Annotated in this window: 14 protein-coding genes and 1 pseudogene; 6 read left to right on the forward strand and 9 right to left on the reverse strand. The window is 73.8% G+C overall.

Annotation, left to right across the window (positions count from 1 at the left end):
* Positions 1 to 105 precede the first annotated feature (105 nt).
* The 3 genes from ABZ172_RS18520 to ABZ172_RS18530 all read right to left on the reverse strand — a co-directional run bounded on the left by ABZ172_RS18520 (position 106) and on the right by ABZ172_RS18530 (position 3,847).
* Positions 106 to 684 carry a TerD family protein gene (locus ABZ172_RS18520; RefSeq protein WP_356884785.1) on the reverse strand — a complete coding sequence of 193 codons (579 nt, stop codon included), beginning with the start codon at positions 682 to 684 and terminating at the stop codon, positions 106 to 108.
* Between the two features lie 131 nt (positions 685 to 815).
* Complete coding sequence (gene uvrB, locus ABZ172_RS18525) at positions 816 to 2,936, reverse strand: excinuclease ABC subunit UvrB (RefSeq protein ID WP_356884786.1); 2,121 nt, start codon at positions 2,934 to 2,936, stop codon at positions 816 to 818.
* A gap of 38 nt (positions 2,937 to 2,974) precedes the next feature.
* Complete coding sequence (locus ABZ172_RS18530) at positions 2,975 to 3,847, reverse strand: MHYT domain-containing protein (protein WP_356884787.1); 873 nt, start codon at positions 3,845 to 3,847, stop codon at positions 2,975 to 2,977.
* Positions 3,848 to 4,062: 215 nt separating this feature from the next.
* Here ABZ172_RS18530 and ABZ172_RS18535 point away from each other — a divergent pair, with 215 nt between their 5' ends.
* The 4 genes and pseudogenes from ABZ172_RS18535 (at position 4,063) to ABZ172_RS18550 (ending at position 8,698) form a co-directional block, all read left to right on the forward strand.
* Positions 4,063 to 4,938, forward strand: a complete 876-nt coding sequence (locus tag ABZ172_RS18535; protein ID WP_356884788.1) for a glycerophosphodiester phosphodiesterase family protein — start codon at positions 4,063 to 4,065, stop codon at positions 4,936 to 4,938.
* Positions 4,939 to 5,248: 310 nt separating this feature from the next.
* Positions 5,249 to 6,505 (forward strand): annotated as a pseudogene (locus ABZ172_RS18540) (MFS transporter); the annotation flags it as partial.
* 328 nt (positions 6,506 to 6,833) lie between these two features.
* Positions 6,834 to 7,787, forward strand: coding sequence for a pseudouridine-5'-phosphate glycosidase (locus tag ABZ172_RS18545; protein ID WP_356884789.1), 954 nt, complete (start codon positions 6,834 to 6,836; stop codon positions 7,785 to 7,787).
* Positions 7,784 to 8,698: a PfkB family carbohydrate kinase gene (locus tag ABZ172_RS18550; RefSeq protein ID WP_356884790.1), complete on the forward strand. Its 915-nt coding sequence runs from the start codon at positions 7,784 to 7,786 to the stop codon at positions 8,696 to 8,698. The genes ABZ172_RS18545 and ABZ172_RS18550 overlap by 4 nt, the downstream gene beginning before the upstream one ends.
* A gap of 172 nt (positions 8,699 to 8,870) precedes the next feature.
* Here the strand turns inward: ABZ172_RS18550 and ABZ172_RS18555 are convergent, their stop codons facing one another.
* The 3 genes from ABZ172_RS18555 to ABZ172_RS18565 all read right to left on the reverse strand — a co-directional run bounded on the left by ABZ172_RS18555 (position 8,871) and on the right by ABZ172_RS18565 (position 11,056).
* On the reverse strand, positions 8,871 to 9,530 hold the full coding sequence (locus tag ABZ172_RS18555) for a uridine kinase (RefSeq protein WP_356884791.1): 660 nt from the start codon (positions 9,528 to 9,530) through the stop codon (positions 8,871 to 8,873).
* Positions 9,531 to 9,771: 241 nt separating this feature from the next.
* The gene (locus tag ABZ172_RS18560) at positions 9,772 to 10,299 is read right to left on the reverse strand and encodes a cupin domain-containing protein (RefSeq protein ID WP_356884792.1); all 528 of its coding nucleotides are present in this window, start codon (positions 10,297 to 10,299) and stop codon (positions 9,772 to 9,774) included.
* Between the two features lie 64 nt (positions 10,300 to 10,363).
* A complete protein-coding gene (locus tag ABZ172_RS18565) occupies positions 10,364 to 11,056 on the reverse strand; it encodes a helix-turn-helix domain-containing protein (protein ID WP_356884793.1) in 693 nt (230 codons plus the stop codon).
* A gap of 68 nt (positions 11,057 to 11,124) precedes the next feature.
* Here ABZ172_RS18565 and ABZ172_RS18570 point away from each other — a divergent pair, with 68 nt between their 5' ends.
* Both ABZ172_RS18570 and ABZ172_RS18575 read left to right on the forward strand, forming a co-directional pair.
* On the forward strand, positions 11,125 to 12,336 hold the full coding sequence (locus tag ABZ172_RS18570; RefSeq protein WP_356884794.1) for a pyridoxal phosphate-dependent aminotransferase: 1,212 nt from the start codon (positions 11,125 to 11,127) through the stop codon (positions 12,334 to 12,336).
* Positions 12,337 to 12,477: 141 nt separating this feature from the next.
* Positions 12,478 to 13,143, forward strand: coding sequence for a class I SAM-dependent methyltransferase (locus ABZ172_RS18575; RefSeq protein WP_356884795.1), 666 nt, complete (start codon positions 12,478 to 12,480; stop codon positions 13,141 to 13,143).
* Here the strand turns inward: ABZ172_RS18575 and ABZ172_RS18580 are convergent.
* The 3 genes from ABZ172_RS18580 to ABZ172_RS18590 form a co-directional block, all read right to left on the reverse strand.
* Entirely contained in the window at positions 13,118 to 14,401 is a 1,284-nt protein-coding gene (locus ABZ172_RS18580; protein WP_356884796.1) for an SWIM zinc finger family protein, read from the reverse strand. The genes ABZ172_RS18575 and ABZ172_RS18580 overlap by 26 nt on opposite strands.
* Complete coding sequence (locus ABZ172_RS18585; protein WP_356884797.1) at positions 14,398 to 17,307, reverse strand: DEAD/DEAH box helicase; 2,910 nt, start codon at positions 17,305 to 17,307, stop codon at positions 14,398 to 14,400. The genes ABZ172_RS18580 and ABZ172_RS18585 overlap by 4 nt, the downstream gene beginning before the upstream one ends.
* 364 nt (positions 17,308 to 17,671) lie before the next feature.
* On the reverse strand, positions 17,672 to 18,796 hold the full coding sequence (locus ABZ172_RS18590; protein WP_356884827.1) for an SPFH domain-containing protein: 1,125 nt from the start codon (positions 18,794 to 18,796) through the stop codon (positions 17,672 to 17,674).
* Positions 18,797 to 18,811 lie beyond the last annotated feature (15 nt).

The following is an 18,811-nucleotide window of genomic DNA, read 5'->3' on the forward strand; positions in this document are numbered from 1 at the left end:
CTCGACGTTCGGTGTGGTGCCCTGCCACGGGCGCAGCTCCCGGCGGCGGGTGCCACCGGGAGCTGCTCGTACGGATGCGTGGGCCGGGCGCTGCCCGTGCCGTGCCTACAGGTGCGGCAGGATCGACGGCATCAGGTCCTGGAAGGTACGGCCGTTGGCCGGGTTGCCGAGGGCGGTCATCTGCCATCCGCCGCCCACCCGGTGGACCTTCGCCATGATCTGCGCGGTGTACTGGCCGCCGCCGTCCAGGGTGTAGCGGGCCAGCTCCTGGCCGTTGGTCTCGTCGACGATGCGGCAGAAGGCGTTCTGGACCTCCTGGAACGTCTGGCCGGTGAACGAGTTCACCGTGAAGACGATCTGGTCGATGTGGACCGGGACCCGCTGCAGGTCGACCAGGATCGCCTCGTCGTCGCCGCCCGAGCCGGCGCCGCCGACCAGGTTGTCGCCGGTGTGCTGGACCGAGCCGTCGTCGCTCACCAGGTGGCGGAAGAACACGACGTCCACGGGCTGCTTGTCGGCGAAGAGCACCGCGGAGGCGTCCAGGTCGATCTCCCGGGTGCGCGAACCGAACAGCCCGCGGCGCGGGGCCGCCTGCCAGCCCAGCCCCATCCGTACCGCGGTCAGGGTCCCCCCGTCGCTCTTCTGCAGGCTGATGGCCTGGCCCTTGGTCATGTTGACCGTCACGCGCTGTCCCCTCTCCGCTTGCCCCGCACCCGTCGGGGTGCGGCTTCCTCGCACCCTACGCAGTCGCAGGTGGGAGGTAGGAGGGAAGGGGCGTTTTCGTGTCGGTCCTGCAACACTGCGGACCTCAGGGGTCAGGCCAGCCCCGCCTCCCTCATCTGCCGCAGCTCCTTCTTCAGCTCGCCCACCTCGTCGCGCAGCCGGGCGGCCACCTCGAACTGCAGGTCGGCCGCGGCCGCCCGCATCCGGTCCGTCATCTCCTCGATGATCCCCGCGAGTTCGGCGGCGGGCCGGTCGGTGACCGCGGCGCCCGCCTTCTTCGCCCGGCCGCCCGCGGCGGCCTTGCCGCCCAGCGCGGGGACGGGTGCCTTGGTGTCCTTGGTCTGGCGGTAGCCGGTGCCGAGCAGCTGCTCGGTGTCGACCTCCTCGCGGGCGATGGACGCGACGATGTCGTTGATCTTCTTGCGGAGCGGCTGCGGGTCCACACCGCGCTCGGTGTTGTAGGCGATCTGCTTCTCACGCCTGCGGTTGGTCTCGTCGATGGCCTGCGCCATCGCCGGGGTGACCTTGTCGGCGTACATGTGGACCTGGCCGGAGACGTTGCGGGCGGCACGCCCGATGGTCTGGATCAGGGAGGTGCCGGAGCGCAGGAAGCCCTGCTTGTCCGCGTCGAGGATCGCCACGAGCGACACCTCGGGCAGGTCGAGGCCCTCACGCAGGAGGTTGATGCCCACCAGGACGTCGTACTCGCCGGCGCGGAGCTCGCGCAGCAGCTCGATGCGGCGCAGCGTGTCGACGTCGCTGTGGAGGTACCTGACCTGGATGCCCAGCTCGAGGAAGTAGTCGGTGAGGTCCTCGGACATCTTCTTGGTGAGGGTGGTCACCAGGACGCGCTCGTCCTGCTCGGTCCGCTTGCGGATCTCGTGGACGAGGTCGTCGATCTGGCCCTCGGTGGGCTTGACGACGACCTCCGGGTCGACGAGGCCGGTGGGGCGGATGATCTGCTCGACGAAGCCGTCGCCCCGGGACAGCTCGTACTTCCCGGGGGTGGCGGAGAGGTAGACCGTCTGGTTGATGCGGCCCAGGAACTCCTCCCACTTCAGCGGGCGGTTGTCCAGCGCGGAGGGCAGCCGGAAGCCGTGGTCGACGAGGGTCCGCTTCCGGGAGGCGTCGCCCTCGTACATCGCGCCGATCTGCGGGACCGTGACGTGCGACTCGTCCAGGACGAGGAGGAAGTCCTCGGGGAAGTAGTCGAGGAGCGTGTGGGGGGCGGTGCCGGGCGAGCGGCCGTCGAAGTGCATCGAGTAGTTCTCGACGCCCGAGCAGGTGCCGATCTGGCGGAGCATCTCGATGTCGTAGGTGGTGCGCATGCGCAGCCGCTGGGCCTCCAGCATCTTGCCCTGCTTCTCCAGCTCGGCGAGGCGCTCCGTCAGCTCCTTCTCGATGCCGACGACCGCCTTCTCCATGCGCTCGGGGCCGGCCACGTAGTGGCTGGCGGGGAAGACGTGGAGGGCGGCGTCCTCGCTGATGACCTCGCCGGTGAGCGGGTGGAGGGTGGAGAGCGCCTCGATCTCGTCGCCGAACATCTCGATGCGGACGGCGAGCTCCTCGTACACCGGGAAGATCTCGATGGTGTCGCCGCGCACCCGGAAGGTGCCGCGGGTGAACGCGAGGTCGTTGCGGGTGTACTGGATCTCGACGAAGCGGCGGAGCAGCGCGTCCCGGTCGATCTCGTCGCCGACCTTGAGCTGGACCATCCGGTCGACGTACTCCTGCGGGGTGCCGAGGCCGTAGATGCAGGAGACGGAGGCGACCACGACGACGTCGCGCCGGGTGAGCAGGGAGTTCGTGGCGGAGTGCCGCAGCCGCTCGACCTCCTCGTTGATCGAGGAGTCCTTCTCGATGTAGGTGTCCGACTGCGGGACGTACGCCTCGGGCTGGTAGTAGTCGTAGTACGAGACGAAGTACTCGACGGCGTTGTTCGGGAGGAGCTCGCGGAACTCGTTGGCCAGCTGGGCGGCGAGCGTCTTGTTCGGCGCCATCACCAGGGTGGGGCGCTGCAGCTTCTCGATCATCCAGGCGGTCGTCGCCGACTTGCCGGTGCCCGTCGCGCCGAGCAGGACGACGTCCTTCTCACCCGCGCGGACGCGCCGGTCGAGCTCGGCGATGGCCGTGGGCTGGTCGCCGCTGGGCTGGTAGGGACTGACGACCTCGAAAGGCGCCACCGAACGTTCGATCTTCGAGACTGGCCGCATGCATCCACCGTACGACCCCGCACCGACAACGACGGGGGTCAGCGGCTCCACGGCTGCCGGGAGGCCCTGCGCGCGGTGGTCGCGTACGGCGGTGTGCGGCGGCGCTGCACCGGGACGGGGGTCAGCGGCCCGCCGTGCGGGAGCGTCTGCCCGGGCCGCCTGCCCGCTCCTCCGGGGGCGCCGGACACCACCAGCGGGTCGATCATCACGACCACCGCGGCGAGCAGCAGGAAGCAGCCCGGCCCGATCATCATCGGCAGGAGCAGCGAGGCGGGCGCCTCGCCGGGCGGCACCGCCGCGGCGTCGGCGTGCAGGTGCACCTGGAGCGCGGCCATGCCCGTGTAGTGCATCCCGCTGACGGCCACGCCCATGACGACGCTGGCGCCGAGGCTGGCGAGGAAGCCGTGGACGGAGACGGCCGCCCAGAGCGCGGCGGTCGCGGCGACCACGGCGATGACGACGGAGAGCGAGACCGTGAGCGTGTCGTACTCGAACACTCCGCCGAAGTTCATCCCGGCCATGCCGAGGTAGTGCATGGAGGCGACCCCGAGGCCGGTGATCGTCCCGCCGGTGACCAGCGCCATCCGGGTCGCGCCGCGGTAGCCGACGAGGAAGATGCCGATCCCGACCATCCCGACCCCGACGGCGAGGCTGGCGTAGGTGAGGGGCCGGTCGTAGGCGACCGGCGCCTCCTGGACGCTGAAGCCCAGCATCGCGATGAAGTGCATCGTCCAGACGCCGGATCCGATGGAGGTCGCGCCGAGGGCCAGCCATCCGGCTCGGGCGGCACCCGCCGCGCGCAGGGACCGCGTGGTGCACCGGAGACCGAGCGCAGCTCCGAGGCACGCCATGAGGAACGCCGTGACGGGGGTCATGGCGCCGTAGGTGAATCCGTCGACTGTGCCCTGCATGCTGGTACGCCCTTCGCGGTGTGCCCGGGGTTCGGGGTGACCCTAAAGGGCGAGGCCCGGAAGGCAAACATAAGAACGGCATTTTATCCGCGTTCGGGCGGCGCGGGGCCGCGGTGGCCCATGCCCCGTTCACAACATGGCCACCATCGCCCTCCCCTCCGTTGGGGATCGGATGCGAGTCTCGGTTCTGTCCGCCCCCGACGCGAGGAGTCCACGTGTCCGTACGCACAGCAACCGCCTCCGGTGCCGCAGCCGTCCTGGTCGGCACCTGTGTCCTGCTGCCCGCCACCCAGGCGCAGGCCTCGGGCACCCGGGACGCCCCGGTCGTCTACGCCCACCGGGGCGCCTCGGCCTACGCGCCGGAGAACACCCTGGCGGCCGTGGACGCCGCGGACGACCTGGGCATCGCATGGGTGGAGAACGACGTGCAGCTCACCAAGGACGGCGTCCTGGTCGTCGTGCACGACACCACCCTGAGCAGGACCACCGACGCCGAGGAGGTCTTCCCGGACCGTGCGCCGTGGGCGGTCAAGGACTTCACCGCGGCGGAGATCGCGAAGCTGGACGCGGGCAGCTGGTTCGGCCCCGGCTTCGCGGGCGCCCGGGTGCCGACGCTCACGCAGTACCTGCACCGGGTCGAGCGCAACCGCCAGAAGCTGCTCCTGGAGATCAAGAGCCCGGAGATCTACCCGGGCATCGAGAGGGCGACCCTGCGCGTCCTGCGCGAGGAGGGGTGGCTCGACCGCGATCACGTCAAGCGCAGGCTGATCGTCCAGAGCTTCGGTGCAGAGAGTGTGAAAGCTGTGCACGCGCAGCGCCCGGACGTCGTCACGGGCTTCCTGGGCACCCCCGCCGTGTCCGATCTGCCGTCGTACGCGGCGTTCACCGACCAGATCAACCCGTCGTACACGACCATCGGCGCCGACTGGGTCGCCGCGGTCCAGAAGCTCAAGGGTGCCCACGGCAAGCCGCTGCGGGTGAACACCTGGACGGTGAACGACGCGGCGAAGGCGGTGGAGGTGGCCGGGTTCGGCGTGGACGGCATCATCACCAACCACCCCGACGTCGTCCGGGACGCCACCCGCCGCTGAGCGCGGTCCCCGGACGGCGTCGCCGGTGCCCGGCCCTGGCGTGGGGCGGGTCGTACGGGGCGTACGGGGCGGGCCGTGCAGCGGCCCGGTCGGGCCGGGTCGTGGCGCGGCCGGGCCGGGTCGTGGCGTGGCGTGGCCCGGTCGGTTCGTGGCGTGGCCGGGCCGGGCGGTTCCGCTCCTGACCGCTTCTGCCCGCCGCGCCCGGCCGGGGCGCGGTGAGCGCGGTGCCGGGGCGCGCCCGGCGACGTCCCGCGCGGTCGGCTCGGCCGCCCCACTGCCGCGCGGGCGTGCGAGCTGGCACACTGCGGCGGTGACGACAGCACTCCCCTCCTCCCGGATCACGGCGGCCGAGCTGCCGGCCCTGCGGCGCCGGATATCGGCCGTACTCATCGGCAGTCAGATACTCGGCGGCCTGGGGGTGGCCGTGGGAATCGCCCTGGCCCCGGTCCTGGCGGCCGAGGTGAGCGGTTCCGAAGCGCTGTCGGGACTGGCGCCCACGGCCTCCGTGGCGGGCACCGCGCTGGTCTCGCTTCCGCTGGCGGCCCTGATGACCTCGCGGGGCAGGCGGCCCGGACTGGTCCTCGCGTACCTGACCGGGGCCTCGGGGGCCTTCCTCGTGGTGACCGCCGCCGTGGTGGGGAGCTTCCCCCTGCTGCTGCTCGGCATGGCCGGGTTCGGCGCGGGCTCGTCGGCCAATCTCCAGGCGCGGTTCGCGGCGGCCGATCTCGCGGAGCCGGAGCGGCGCGGCCGGGCCATCTCCCACGTCATCTGGGCGACCACGATCGGTTCGGTGCTCGGACCCAACATCGCCGCGCCGGCGAGCGGGGTGTTCCGGCACACCGTCGTGCCCGAGGCCGCGGGACCGTTCGCCTGGGCCTCCGTCATCTTCCTGCTGGCCGGGACCGTGGTGGCGTTCCTGCTGCGCCCCGATCCGCTGCTGACCGCCAGGGCGCTCGCCCCGCAGGGCACGGAGACCGCGGCGAGCCGTTCGCTGCGGGCGGGCCTCGCCGCGGTGCGGGCGGACCCGATGGCCCGGCTGGCCCTCGTGACGGTCTCCGTGTCACACACCGCGATGGTCTCCGTCATGGTGATGACCCCCGTCCACCTGGGGCACCACGGTGCGGACATCCAGCTGATCGGCCTGGTCATCAGCGGGCACATCGCGGGCATGTACGCGTTCTCCCCCCTGATGGGCCGGCTCGTGGACCGGGTCGGCCGGCTCTCCGTCATCGGGCTCGCCGCCGGGCTGCTGTGCTGCGCGGCGGTGCTGGCCGGGACGTCGGGGGGCGGGCACGTCCGGACGGCGGCGGGTCTGTTCGTCCTCGGCCTCGGCTGGTCGGCGGGCATGGTCGCCGGCTCGGCGCTCCTCACCGACTCGGTGCCGCAGGCGGCGAGGGCCGCCGCACAGGGTCTCTCCGACCTCGCGATGAGCACGGCGGCCGGCATCGGCGGAGCGGTGGCGGGCGTGGTCGTCGCGAAGCTGGGCTACGGCTGGCTCAACGCGGCCGTCGCCTTCCTCCTCCTGCCGATGGCGGCGCTCGCCCTGCGCCGGGCGACGACCGGGACGGCCGGGGTCGCCGGGGCGGCGGGGGCGACCGAGGTGGTCGAGACGAGCGGGACCACAGAGACGAACGGGACCGTCGGGACGAGCGGAAACGCCGGAACGAGCGAGGCCACCGAGCCCACCGGGATCACAGAGACGAGTGGGACCACCGGAACGAGCGGGGCCGCCGGGACCACCGGAACCCTCGGAACCACCGGGACGAGTGGGACCACCGGGACGAGTGGGACCACCGGGACGAGCGGCAAGGGCTGAGGCGACCGCGCACCACCGGCCCGTACACCGCCCCGCCGCCGGGGGTTTGCGGCCGGTGTGCCCGCGACAGAGATGGGGCATGCCTCAGAATCCACCGGCATCCGTGCCGCAGGAAACCGGCCACACCGCCCTCGTGCTCTCCGGAGAGGTGCGGGAGGCCCTGGAGGAACAGCGGCCCGTCGTCGCCCTGGAGTCGACGATCATCGCGCACGGTCTGCCGCGCCCCCGCAATCTCCGGGTCGCACGGGAGCTGGAGGAGCTCGTGCGCCGGGGCGGCGCCGTCCCCGCGACGGTGGCCGTGCTGGACGGGCGGGCCCATGTGGGGCTGGACGAAGACCGGTTGGCGCGGATCGCCGAGGATCCGGGGATGCGCAAGCTGGGCCACCGCGATCTCGCGCCCGCGCTGGCCCTGGGAGCGAGCGGGGCCACCACGGTGTCCGCCACCGCCTTCCTCGCGGCGCGGGCGGGGCTGCGCGTCTTCGCGACCGGCGGGCTCGGCGGCGTGCACCGGGAGTGGACGCAGACCCAGGACGAGTCGGCGGATCTGCGCCTGCTGGCCGGCACCGGGATCACGGTGGTGTGCGCGGGCGTGAAGTCGATCCTGGACGTGCCCGCCACGCTGCAGCGCCTGGAGACGCTGGGGGTGGGTGTGCTGGGCTACGGCACGGAGCACTTCCCCGGCTTCTATCTGCGCAGCTCGGGCGAACCCGTCGACTGGACGGTCCGTACGCCGGAGGAGGTCGCCGCCGTGATGCGGGCCCGGGAGGGCCTGGGCGGTCCGCCCGCGGCCCTGGTCGTCGCCAATCCCGTACCGGAGGACGAGCAGTTGGACCCCGTGCTGCACGACCGGGTGCTCGCCGGGGCGCTGGACGCCTGCCGTGAGCGGGGCGTCACGGGGCAGGCCGTCACCCCGTTCCTGCTGGAGCACCTGATGCGGGAGACGGACGGTGCGTCCCTGGAGGCCAATCTCGCCGCCGTGCGCGGGAACGTACGGCTCGCCGCGCGGATCGCGGTGGCGGCGGCCGGACGGTGAGCGGGACCGGCGCCGCGGTGCCCGGGGGCGGTCTGCTGGTGGTCGGGGAGGTGGTCACCGATGTCGTCGTCCGGCATGCGGCACAGCCGCGCCGCGGCACGGACACCCCTGCCCGGATCACCACGCTGCCCGGCGGCGCGGGCGCCAACGTGGCCTGCTGGGCGGCGCGTTCGGGGTGCCGCGAGGTCCGGCTGCTGGCCCGCGCCGGGGCGGACGCGGCGGACTGGCACCGGGACGCGCTGCGCCGGGCGGGGGTGGACGCGCTGCTGCGCGTGGACGAGGAGGCTCCGACCGGCACCGTGGTGGCCCTGGTCGACTCCTCGGCCGAGCGGACCTTCCTCACCGACAGCGGGGCGGTCCTGCGCCTCTCCCCCGCCGACTGGTCCTCCTCGCTGCTGGACGGTGCGGCCCGGCTCCATCTGTCCGGTTACCTCCTCTTCGGGGCGACGAGCCGGGCGACGGCGCTGCTGGCGCTGCGGGAGGCCCGCCGGCGGGGCGTCCCGGTGAGTGTGGATCCCGCTTCGGCGGGGTTCCTGGCCGCGCTGGGCGGGGCGGCGTTCCTGGATCTGGTCGAGGGGATCGATCTGCTGTTGCCCAACGCGGACGAGGCCCGGGAGCTGACCGGTCTGCCGGATCCCGCGGACGCCGCGGCGAAGCTGAGCCGTCATGTGGAGCGGGTCGCCGTCACGCTCGGGGGCCGGGGCGTGCTGCTGGCGTCCGGCGGCGCGGTGACCGCGCGCGTGCCCGCGGGGGCGGTCCGCGTCCCGGTCGACTCGACGGGCGCGGGGGACGCGTTCACCGGTGGTTTCCTCGCCGCCCTGGTCGCCGGGGCGGCGGTCCTCCCGGCGGCCGAGGCGGGCTGCCGGGCCGGGGCCGAGGCGGTGTCGACGGTCGGGGGCCGCCCGGTGTGACGCGCCCGGCGGCCCGGCATCCCGCCCGCCCAGCGGCGGCGTCACCCGCGACCGGCCGGACGCGGCGCGTCGGGGACGGCCGCGGCATCCGCCCCGCACCTCACCTCACCTCACCTCACCGACGGACCGATCAGGGCGTCATCCGCCCCGGACGCACCCGGCCCGTCCGGCGTCACGCGGTCGCGGGGCCGTGGCCCTTCAGCCCGGTCCAGGCGGGATGGTGCGGGTCGTCGGCGCGGACCACCGTGTCCACTCCGGCGTCCGGGACGGTCTCGGCCTCGTAGCGGGCGAAGGCGGGCAGGGTCCACCGCTCGCTCTCCTCGGTGCGCCGCCGCAGCGCGCCCGGCGAGAGGCTCAGACGGACGGTGAGGTCGAAGGGGAACCAGTGGCCCAGGAGCAGCGGCCCGTGCAGGATCAGCACCCCTCCTTCGGGGAGCACCTGGTAGGGGCTGCGGGTCGCCCGGTCCGTGTCGGGGTTCCAGAGGTCGGGCAGCACGCGTCCGCTGCCGCCGGCCTCCAGCGGGCGGAACACCTCGCGCCACAGCGCCCCGGTGTCGAACCAGCCCTCGGCGTACGAGTCGGGGTCCTCCTTGCCGTACTCGTAGCGCAGGCTGGCCGGGCGCAGGAAGCCTGCCGTGGAGACGGTGAGCACCGGGCGTCCGCGGGCGCGCAGCGCCTCGGCGAGCTGGGCGGCGGGCTTCTCGGGGCGGGCGGCCGGCGCGCCGTCCACGCCGATCCTCAACCAGGACCCGCCGTCGGCCGGTTCGAGCGCGTCGGCGTGGGCGGCGAGGGCACCGGCCAGCCGGGTCCAGGTGACGGGTTCATAGTGCACCCGTCCATCATCGCCCCGCCGCCTCCCGGTCCGCACGGGCCTCGCCCTCACCCTCCGCCCCGTCGCTCGGCGACCGGCCTCCCACGCTCCGGATCGGCCCCCACACTCCGGACCGGACGCTCGCGGCCACCGCGACCGGGCCACGGTCGGGTGGCCGGAACGCCGCCCTTCACGGGCGCCCCGGCCGGGGCGGGCTCCGGCGCGTACGGCGTGGCACCCGCCGGCTGACCGCGTTCCGCCGCTACGGCGCGGGGCAGTCCGCCGCGTCGGCGTCGTCGGAGAGCGGGCTGCCCTCGGGGAGCAGGTACGTCACCCACAGCACGACGGGTTCGGCGCCCAGGTTGCGCCCGATGTGCCGGTGGCCGGCCCCGGACGGTTCGATGAAGGACGTCCCGGCGGGGGTGACCTCGACCGTGCAGTCGTGCAGGGTGCGGGTGAGGGTCCCGGACTTGACGACGGCGATCAGCTGACCGCGGTGGGTGTGCCAGCCGGTGGATCCGCCGGGCGCCACGGTGATCTCCCGGAAGGTCACGTCTGCGGGGCCCTTGGGTGCCCGCACCGAGAGCCTGCCCTCGGACGTGCCCTCGGCGACGACCGTGCCGCTCACCCCGCTGCCCGGTGTGGCGACGGCCGCCGCCGGCAGGAGTCCGAGCGCGGCCACGCCGACGCCCACGAGCAGGATCCTGCGCAGGCTCACCCGCTTCCGCGCGCCGTCACGACGCCCCTCACCGATTCCGCTTCCCGCACCGACCACGCCGTCGAACCCCATGACCGACTCCTCAGCATCCGTCCGATGAACGCGCCTACGCTACCGATGAGTTGGCCGGAGGGCATCAGGCGCGCGGACCCGGACCGGCACGGAGTCCGTCGGCGAGCGGCCCCTCGCCGACGACCTCTGCCCCGCCGCCCCGGACGGCGTCCGCGAGGGTGCCGCCGCGCCCGAGGGCCAGGACGGCGTCGGCGTCGAGCACCAGACGGGCGTCGGGGCGGTCGGCGGGCCCGTGTCCGTAGGCCTCGCCCGCCGCCTCAGGGCCGACGCGGAGGTGGAACTCGCCTTCGGGGAGCCTGACATCGACGACTCCGCCCGGGGTGAGGCCGTCCAGGGCCCGCAGCAGCGGCAGAGCGAACCAGTGCGCCCGGACGGCGTCCGTGGGGCGGCGCTCGTCGAGTGCGGGCGCGCCCCACCGGGCGAGCGCGGCGAGGACCGGGAGCAGCCCGCGGCCGTGCTCGGTCAGTTCGTAGACCGCGGCGGCGGCGGGAGGGGGCAGGCGCCGGCGCACGGCCAGGCCGCCCTGCTCCATGTCCTTGAGCCGGGAGGCCAGCACGTCCGTGCTGACCCCGGGCAGATCGGCGTGCAGGTCGGTGTACCGGCGGGGGCCGGCCAGCAGTTCACGGACGATCAGCAGGGTCCACCGGTCGCCGACCGAGTCGAGGGCGCGTGCGGTGGCGCAGAACTGGTCGTAGCTCCGGCGGCGGGCGGGGCGTGCGGGCTGCTGCTGACGTGGCATGCGACGCAGTCTAGACATGTTGTTGGACTTTCCAAGCCCGAGCTTGGTAAAACCAAGTATCGCAATTCACGTCGGGGAGGCACCACATGGAGTTCCGGCAGTCCAGCAAGCTGAACGAGGTCTGCTACGAGATCCGGGGGCCGGTCATCGAGCAGGCCAACGCCCTGGAGGAGGCGGGCCACAGCGTGCTGCGCCTCAACACGGGCAATCCCGCGCTGTTCGGCTTCGAGGCGCCCGAGGAGATCGTCCAGGACATGATCCGGATGCTCCCGCAGGCGCACGGGTACACCGACTCGCGCGGCATCCTGTCCGCCCGCCGCGCCGTCGCGCAGCGCTACCAGGCGATGGGGATGGCCGATGTCGACGTGGACGACGTCTTCCTGGGCAACGGGGTCTCCGAGCTGATCTCCATGGCCGTGCAGGGACTGCTGGAGGACGGTGACGAGATCCTCGTCCCGAGTCCCGACTATCCGCTGTGGACCGCCGTCACCACGCTCGCGGGCGGCAGGGCCGTGCACTACACCTGTGACGAGGGCGCGGACTGGAACCCCGATCTTGCCGACATGGCCGCGAAGATCACCGACCGCACCCGGGCCATGGTGATCATCAACCCGAACAACCCGACGGGAGCGGTCTACTCCCGCGAGGTCCTCGACGGGATGCTCGACCTGGCGCGCAGGCACGGGCTCATGGTGTTCGCCGACGAGATCTACGACCAGATCCTGTACGACGGCGCCGAGCACCACAGCGCCGCGGTACTGGCTCCCGATCTGCTCTGCCTCACCTTCAGCGGCCTGTCGAAGACGTACCGGGTCGCCGGGTTCCGCTCGGGCTGGATGGTGGTGTCGGGGCCGCGGCAGCACGCCCGCAGCTATCTGGAGGGGCTGACCATGCTGGCCTCCATGCGGCTGTGCCCCAACGCCCCCGCGCAGTACGCGATCCAAGCCGCGCTCGGCGGACGGCAGTCGATCCGGGACCTCGTCGCCCCGGGCGGCAGGCTCCACGAGCAGCGCGACCGCGCCTGGGAGCGGCTGAACGAGATCCCGGGCGTCTCGTGCGTGAAGCCCAAGGGCGCGCTGTACGCCTTCCCCCGCATCGATCCGAAGGTCCACGGCATCGTCGACGACGAGCGGTTCGTGCTGGACCTGCTGCTGCGCGAGAAGATCCAGGTGGTGCAGGGCACCGGGTTCAACTGGCCGCGTCCGGACCACTTCCGCATCCTCACCCTGCCGCACGCCGACGACCTGGACGCCGCCATCAGCCGCATCGGACGCTTCCTCAGCGGGTACCGGCAGTGATCCGCTGAGCCTGCCGGGCCGGCGTCCCCCCGGCCGGTCCCGCCGCATCCGCCGGGACGCGCGCGGACGGCCCGGCGGGGACCTGGCGGGGGTGGCGGGTGACCGGCCGTGCGCGGAGCACGGGGTGTTAGCTTCGTCGCCGTGACGGAACACCAGGACGGGATCCGGGCCGGCTACGACGGGGTCGTCGAGCTGTACGCGTCGATGTTCGCCGACCGGCTGGAGACCCGGCCGTTCGGCCGGGCCATGCTCAGCACCTTCGCCGAGCTCGTGCGCGGGACGGAGAACCTGCGGACGGCCGACGCGGGCTGCGGTCCCGGGCATCTGACGGCCATGCTGTGCGATCTGGGCCTGGACGCCTTCGGGCTGGACCTCTCCCCCGGCATGGTGGACCACGCCCGGCGTGCCCATCCGGCGCTGCGGTTCGACGAGGCGCGGATGGAGGCCCTGCCGGTCGGGGACGGCGCGCTGGGCGGTGTGCTGGCCCACTACTCGATGATCCACACCCCGCCCGGCGAACTGCCGGCGCTGCTGGCCGAGCAGGCACGCGTCCTGGCGCCGGGCGGCCTGCTCATGGTCTCGCTCTTCGCGACCGACGCACCGGAGCCGGTGCGCTTCGACCACAAGGTGGCACCGGCCTACAGCTGGCCGGTGGACCGGTTCGCCGGACTGCTGGCCGGGGCGGGGCTCGATCCGTTCGCCCGGCTCGTCCACGACCCGGCCTCCGAACGGGGTTTCCTGGAGGCGCACCTGCTGGCCCGCCGCCCCCGCGACAGCTCCGTCAGGGTGTCCCCCGCAGAGCGGTGAGCGCGGTGACCGGGTCGGCGTCCGGAGCGGCCCGGGGCCACCAGTCCTCCTCGCCCGGGTCGGACTCGTAGCCGTACCAGCGGCTGTCGTGGCCGAAGCGGAGCTGAAGGGTGCCCGTGGCGTCGGTCAGGTGGTTGCGCCAGGGCTGGAACCGCGGGAAGTCGGCCCCGGCGAGGGCGGGCCGCGCCCGGTCGAAGGGTCCGGCCGGCGGGTCCCACGGGGTTTCGAGCACCTCCAGTCCCTCCGCGCCGCCCTGCCGCCACGCGGCGACGGCCCTGGCCAGGTCCGTGGTGGTACGGCCGGTGGCGTGGGCCAGCTCGCGGTAGAGCGCCCGGGTCGTGGCGGTGAGCCCGGCGGTGGGGCGGGACGCGGCGATCCGCACGGCGTCCTGCCAGGTGGTGAGCCCGGCGAGCGGGTCGTCGCCGGTGGTGAGCATCGTGTGGGCGCGGGCCGCCGCGTCCGTGGCGAGGTGGTCGAGTCCGAGCGGGTCGCGGGCGCCGGGCAGCTCCGGGTAGGACGGCGGCTCACCGGGGAGGCTCGGCACCGGCAGCGGTGCGGGCAGCGGCGGCAGGAAGCGGTCGGCCAGGGCGTCGGAGGCCGCGACCGAGGACATGGCGGGGGTCTCGGGGCGCTCCCGCGCGGAGTGCTCGGCGTTGCGGCGGCCGAGCTCGTCCAGGAGTTCGCGCTCGCCGCGGCCCCGCATCAGCAGCAGCACGAACGGGTCGCTGTCCAGGAGCCGTGCCGTCTGGTAGCAGAGCGCCGCCACGTGTTTGCAGGGCCACCCCCGGTCGGGGCACGAGCAGTCCGGGTCCAGGTCGCCGGCGGCGGGCAGGAGCCGGATGCCGGCCTCGCCCGCCGTGTCGACCAGGGAGTGCGGCATCTCCTTGTCGAGGAGCGCGGACAGGTGCCCGGGCCGGGCGGCGACAGCGTCCAGGAGCGTGTCCCAGTCGGACGCCGGGAACGACCGCAGGCGCAGCTCGGCGCGGTAGGGGCGCGGGCGGCTGCCGTGGACGTAGGCGATGACCCGGCCGGGGGTGACGGTGATCGCGGCGACGTGGCCGCCGTCGGCGTACGTACGGCCGCGGGCGAGGCGTTCCCCGTCCATCGACAGGGACTCCAGCGCCTCCACCCAGGCCCGGCCCCACCAGCTCTCGGCGAAGGGGCCGTCGCCGTCCGAGGTACGGGCGGGCACCGCCTCGAAGGTGCGCCGCAGGTCGTCGGGGCCCGGGCGGGCGGCGGGTCCGCCCGCCGGGCTCATGACGCCCTCCGGAGCGAGACCAGGTCGGCGAGATCGCGGTCGCTGAGCTCGGTGAGAGCGGCCTCGCCCGAGCCGAGCACCGCGTCCGCGAGGGCGCGCTTGGACTCCAGCAGTTCGCTGATGCGGTCCTCGACCGTGCCCTCGGCGATCAGCCGGTGGACCTGCACGGGCTGGGTCTGGCCGATGCGGTACGCGCGGTCGGTGGCCTGCTCCTCGACCGCCGGGTTCCACCACCGGTCGTAGTGGATGACGTGAGCGGCCCGGGTGAGGTTCAGTCCGGTGCCGGCCGCCTTGAGGGAGAGCAGGAAGACGGGGACCTCGCCGGACTGGAAGCCGTCCACCATCCGCTCCCGCTCGGGCACGGGGGTGCCTCCGTGCAGCAGCTGGGAGGGGATCGCCCGGGAGGCGAGGTGGGCGGAGAGGAGCCGGGCCATCGAGACGTACTGGGTGAAGATCAGCACGGAGCCGTCCTCGGACAGGATGGTGTCGAGCAGTTCGTCGAGCAGGGCGAGCTTGCCGGAGCGGCCGGCGAGACGGGTCGGCTCCTCCTTCAGATACTGCGCGGGGTGGTTGCAGATCTGCTTGAGCGAGCCCAGCAGCTTCATGATCAGTCCGCGTCGTGCGATGCCCTCGGACTGCTCGATGAACGCCATCGTCTCGCGGACGGCCGCCTCGTAGAGGGTGGCCTGCTCCCGGGTCAGGAAGACGGGGTGGTCGGTCTGCGTCTTCGGCGGCAGCTCGGGGGCGATGCCCGGGTCGGACTTCCTGCGGCGCAGCAGGAAGGGCCGGACCAGCCGGGAGAGGCGCTCGACCGCCTCCTCGTTGCCCAGGCCGGCGGCGGTGCCGGTGTTCTCGACGATCCGGGCGTGCCGGGAGCGGAACGCCTTGAGCGGACCGAGGAGACCGGGCGTGGTCCAGTCGAGCAGGGCCCACAGCTCGGAGAGGTTGTTCTCGACGGGCGTGCCGGTCAGGGCCACCCGGGCGGGGGCGGGGATGGTGCGCAGCGCCCGGGCCGTCGAGGAGTGCGGATTCTTGACGTGCTGCGCCTCGTCGGCGACGACGAGGCCCCAGCGGTGCCCGGCGAGCTGCTCGGCGCCGGAGCGCATCGTGCCGTAGGTCGTGAGGACGAAGCCGCCGTCCGTCCCGTCGAGGGTGCGGTCGGTGCCGTGGAAGCGGCGCACCGGGACGCCGGGGGCGAAACGGTTGATCTCCCGGTGCCAGTTGCCGAGGAGGGAGGCGGGACAGACCACCAGGGTGGGTGCGGTGTGGGCGCGGTGCAGGTGGAGCGCGATGACGGTGATCGTCTTGCCCAGGCCCATGTCGTCGGCGAGGCAGCCGCCGAGGCCGAGCGCGGTCATCCGGTCCAGCCAGGCCAGGCCGCGGAGCTGGTAGTCGCGGAGGGTGGCGTCGAGACCGGGCGGGGCCGGGAGGACGGCGTCCTCGTCCAGGAGGCGCTCGCGGAGTGCGGCGAGGGCGCCGGCCGGCACGGCTTCGACCTGCTCGCCGTCGACCTCGGCGCTGCCGGTGAGGGCGACGGCGAGCGCGTCGACCGGGTCGAGCAGGCCGAGCTCCCGCTTGCGTGCCTTGCGGACGAGTGCGGGATCCACGACGACCCACCGGTCGCGCAGCCGCACCACCGGCCGGTGCGCCTCGGCCAGGGTGTCCATCTCGGCCTCGGTGAGCCGGTCGTCGCCGAGGGAGAGCTGCCAGTCGAACGCGAAGAGCTGCTCGGCGTCGAAGAAGGAGGTGCCGTCGGTCGCCGATCCGGGGGCGGGCCGGACGACCGCCGCGGCGGTGAGCGAGCGGGCGAGCTCACGGGGCCAGTGGAGCGCCACCCCGGCGGCCGCGAGCCGCTCCCCGGCGGGACCGATCAGCTCGTACAGCTCGTCCTCGGTGACGGCGAGGACGTCGGGGACGGGCTGGTCGAGGAGCCGTTCCAGCGGTGGCCAGACACGGGCCGCCCGGCGCAGCGCGAGCACGGCGTCGATCCGGGCCCTGGGTCCGAAGGGTTCGCCCGCGGCGCCGCTCCAGAGGGCGGCCGCGTCGGTGACGTACGTCGGATCGGCCAGGCTGTGCACCTGGGTGACGGCTGCGGCGGCGTGGCGCGCGGCGGCTGAGGTCCCGGGCGTGTCCTCGTCCCCGGCCGTCCCGGTGGAGCCACCGGACGCGTCGAACAGGTCGTACGCCGAGAGGTCGAGCCGCAGCGAGACGCGCACCCCGGCGTCGAGTCCGGAGGCCACTTCCACCGCCCAGGCGCGGGCCTCCGGCAGGTGCTGTGCCTCCCGGGCGGCGAACGGCGCCCCCATGGCGTGGGCGGCCGCGGGGGTCCGGGGCAGGGTGTCGGCGACGGCGTCGAGGAAGGCGCCGAGCAGGGCGAGGGGCTCGGGGACGCACAGGGACGGGCCGTCGAGCGGGACGGCGTGCCCCTCGGGCGGCATCGAGGCGGCGACCGCCCTGAGGTGCGCGACGTCCTCCGCGTCGCGCGGTCCGGCCCGCCAGGCGTCGTGGCCCTCCGCGGTCAGCCCGGGCAGCAGCCTGCCGCGCGCGACGAGGGTGAGGGCGTGCAGGGCGGCGGCGCCCCAGGCACGGGTGGCGGGGTGCGCGGCCGCACGGTGCCGGGCGCGCGCGAGCAGGGGCACCGCGTCCGCGACGGGAAGGGCGACGGCGGGCACGGTGCGGGTGCGGACACCGTCCGTGCCGTGCCGCTCGACGACCGTGAGCTCGACGGGGGTGTGCTCCGGGGTATCGGGACCTGCGGGGGTCTCCGGTCCGGGGAGGCCAGAGCCCGCACCGGGGCCGGGGTCCCAGAAGGCGACCCGGCCGTCCCGGGGCAGGGCGGCCGGGAGGAAGACCGCGGCGCGGCGCAGCAGCCGGTCGGCGCTGTCGTCCTGCGTCCGCCGTGCCATGTCCGCCACCCCCTCCCGCCTCGTTCCGGTCTCGTCCCCTGCTCCGGCGAGTCTAGGCGGGGGGTGTGACAGCGCCCGCCACGGCCGGGTTTCCCGGCGGGCGGGCGGTCGGTCGCGGTCCGGGACGGCGACGGGCGGCGGCCGTGATGGCGGATGAGGGTCGTGCCTCGGTGAGGGCGGTGACGGGCTGCGGCCGCGGCAGCGGATGGGGGCGTATCCCGGTGGCGTCGATGACGGGCGCGGGCCGCAGTGGCGGAGGTGGCGGATGGGGCGTGCCCCGGTGGCGTCGATGACGGGCGAGGGGGTGCGGCGCCACCGGTGGTGAGTGAAGGAAAGAGACGGGTGAAGGGGTGCCGCCGCGGCGTCAGTGCCGGGTGAAGGGGTTGCCGCGGTGGTGGGCGGAAGGCTCCGGGTCGAACTCGGGAACGCTGTCCGGGTCGAACTCCGGGACTTCGTCCGGGCCGGTCCCCTGCGGGGTCACGTCCGGCTCCGGTTCACCGTCCGTGAGAGGCGCGTCCGGGAGAGGCCGGTCCGTGAAGGTCTGCGCCGTGACGGCGGGATCCACGAGGGCCGGGTCCTCCAGGGAAGCAGGATCGACGGCTGACGGCTCCGCGGCAGGCGCCTCCGCGGTCGGCGCCGCGCTGTCGGCGGACGGGCTCGCGGCCGGCCCGGGTGCCGGCTGACCGGCCCCGTCCGCGGCCTGTCCGGTGCCCACGGCGGGCTGCGATCCGGGCTGGGCGCGTTCCAGGAAGCGGAGCAGTTCGACGGGGAAGGGCAGAACCAGCGTGGAGTTCTTCTCCGCGGCGACCGCGACGACCGTCTGCAGCAGCCGGAGCTGCAACGCCGCCGGCTGGGTCGACATCTGCTGCGCGGCCTGGGCGAGCTTCTTCGACGCCTGCAGTTCCGCGTCGGCGTTGATGACCCTCGCACGGCGCTCACGGTCGGCCTCGGCCTGCCGGGCCATGGACCGCTTCATCGTCTCCGGCAGCGACACGTCCTTGATCTCGACCCGGTCGATCTGCACACCCCAGCCCACCGCGGGACTGTCGATCATCAGCTCCAGCCCCTGGTTCAGCTTCTCGCGGTTGGACAGCAGATCGTCCAGGTCGCTCTTGCCGATGATCGACCGCAGGGAGGTCTGCGCCATCTGGGAGACCGCGAAACGGTAGTCCTCGACCTGGATCACCGCGCTCGCGGCGTCCACGACCTTGAAGTAGATGACGGCGTCCACGCGCACCGTGACGTTGTCGCGGGTGATCCCGTCCTGGGCGGGCACGGGCATCGTCACGATCTGCATGTTCACCTTGCGGAGCCGGTCGACGCCCGGGACGATCATGGTGAATCCCGGGGGGCGCACCGCGTCGTGGAGCCGGCCGAGCCGGAGCACCACACCCCGTTCGTACTGTTTGACCACCCGGGCCGCCGCCATGGCGTACACGACACCGGCCGAGAGCAGTACCACCAATGCAACCAACAACACCTGGACCATCACGGCCCCCTGCCT

This window comes from Streptomyces sp. NPDC006296 (assembly GCF_040613235.1).
Lineage (GTDB): Bacteria > Actinomycetota > Actinomycetes > Streptomycetales > Streptomycetaceae > Streptomyces.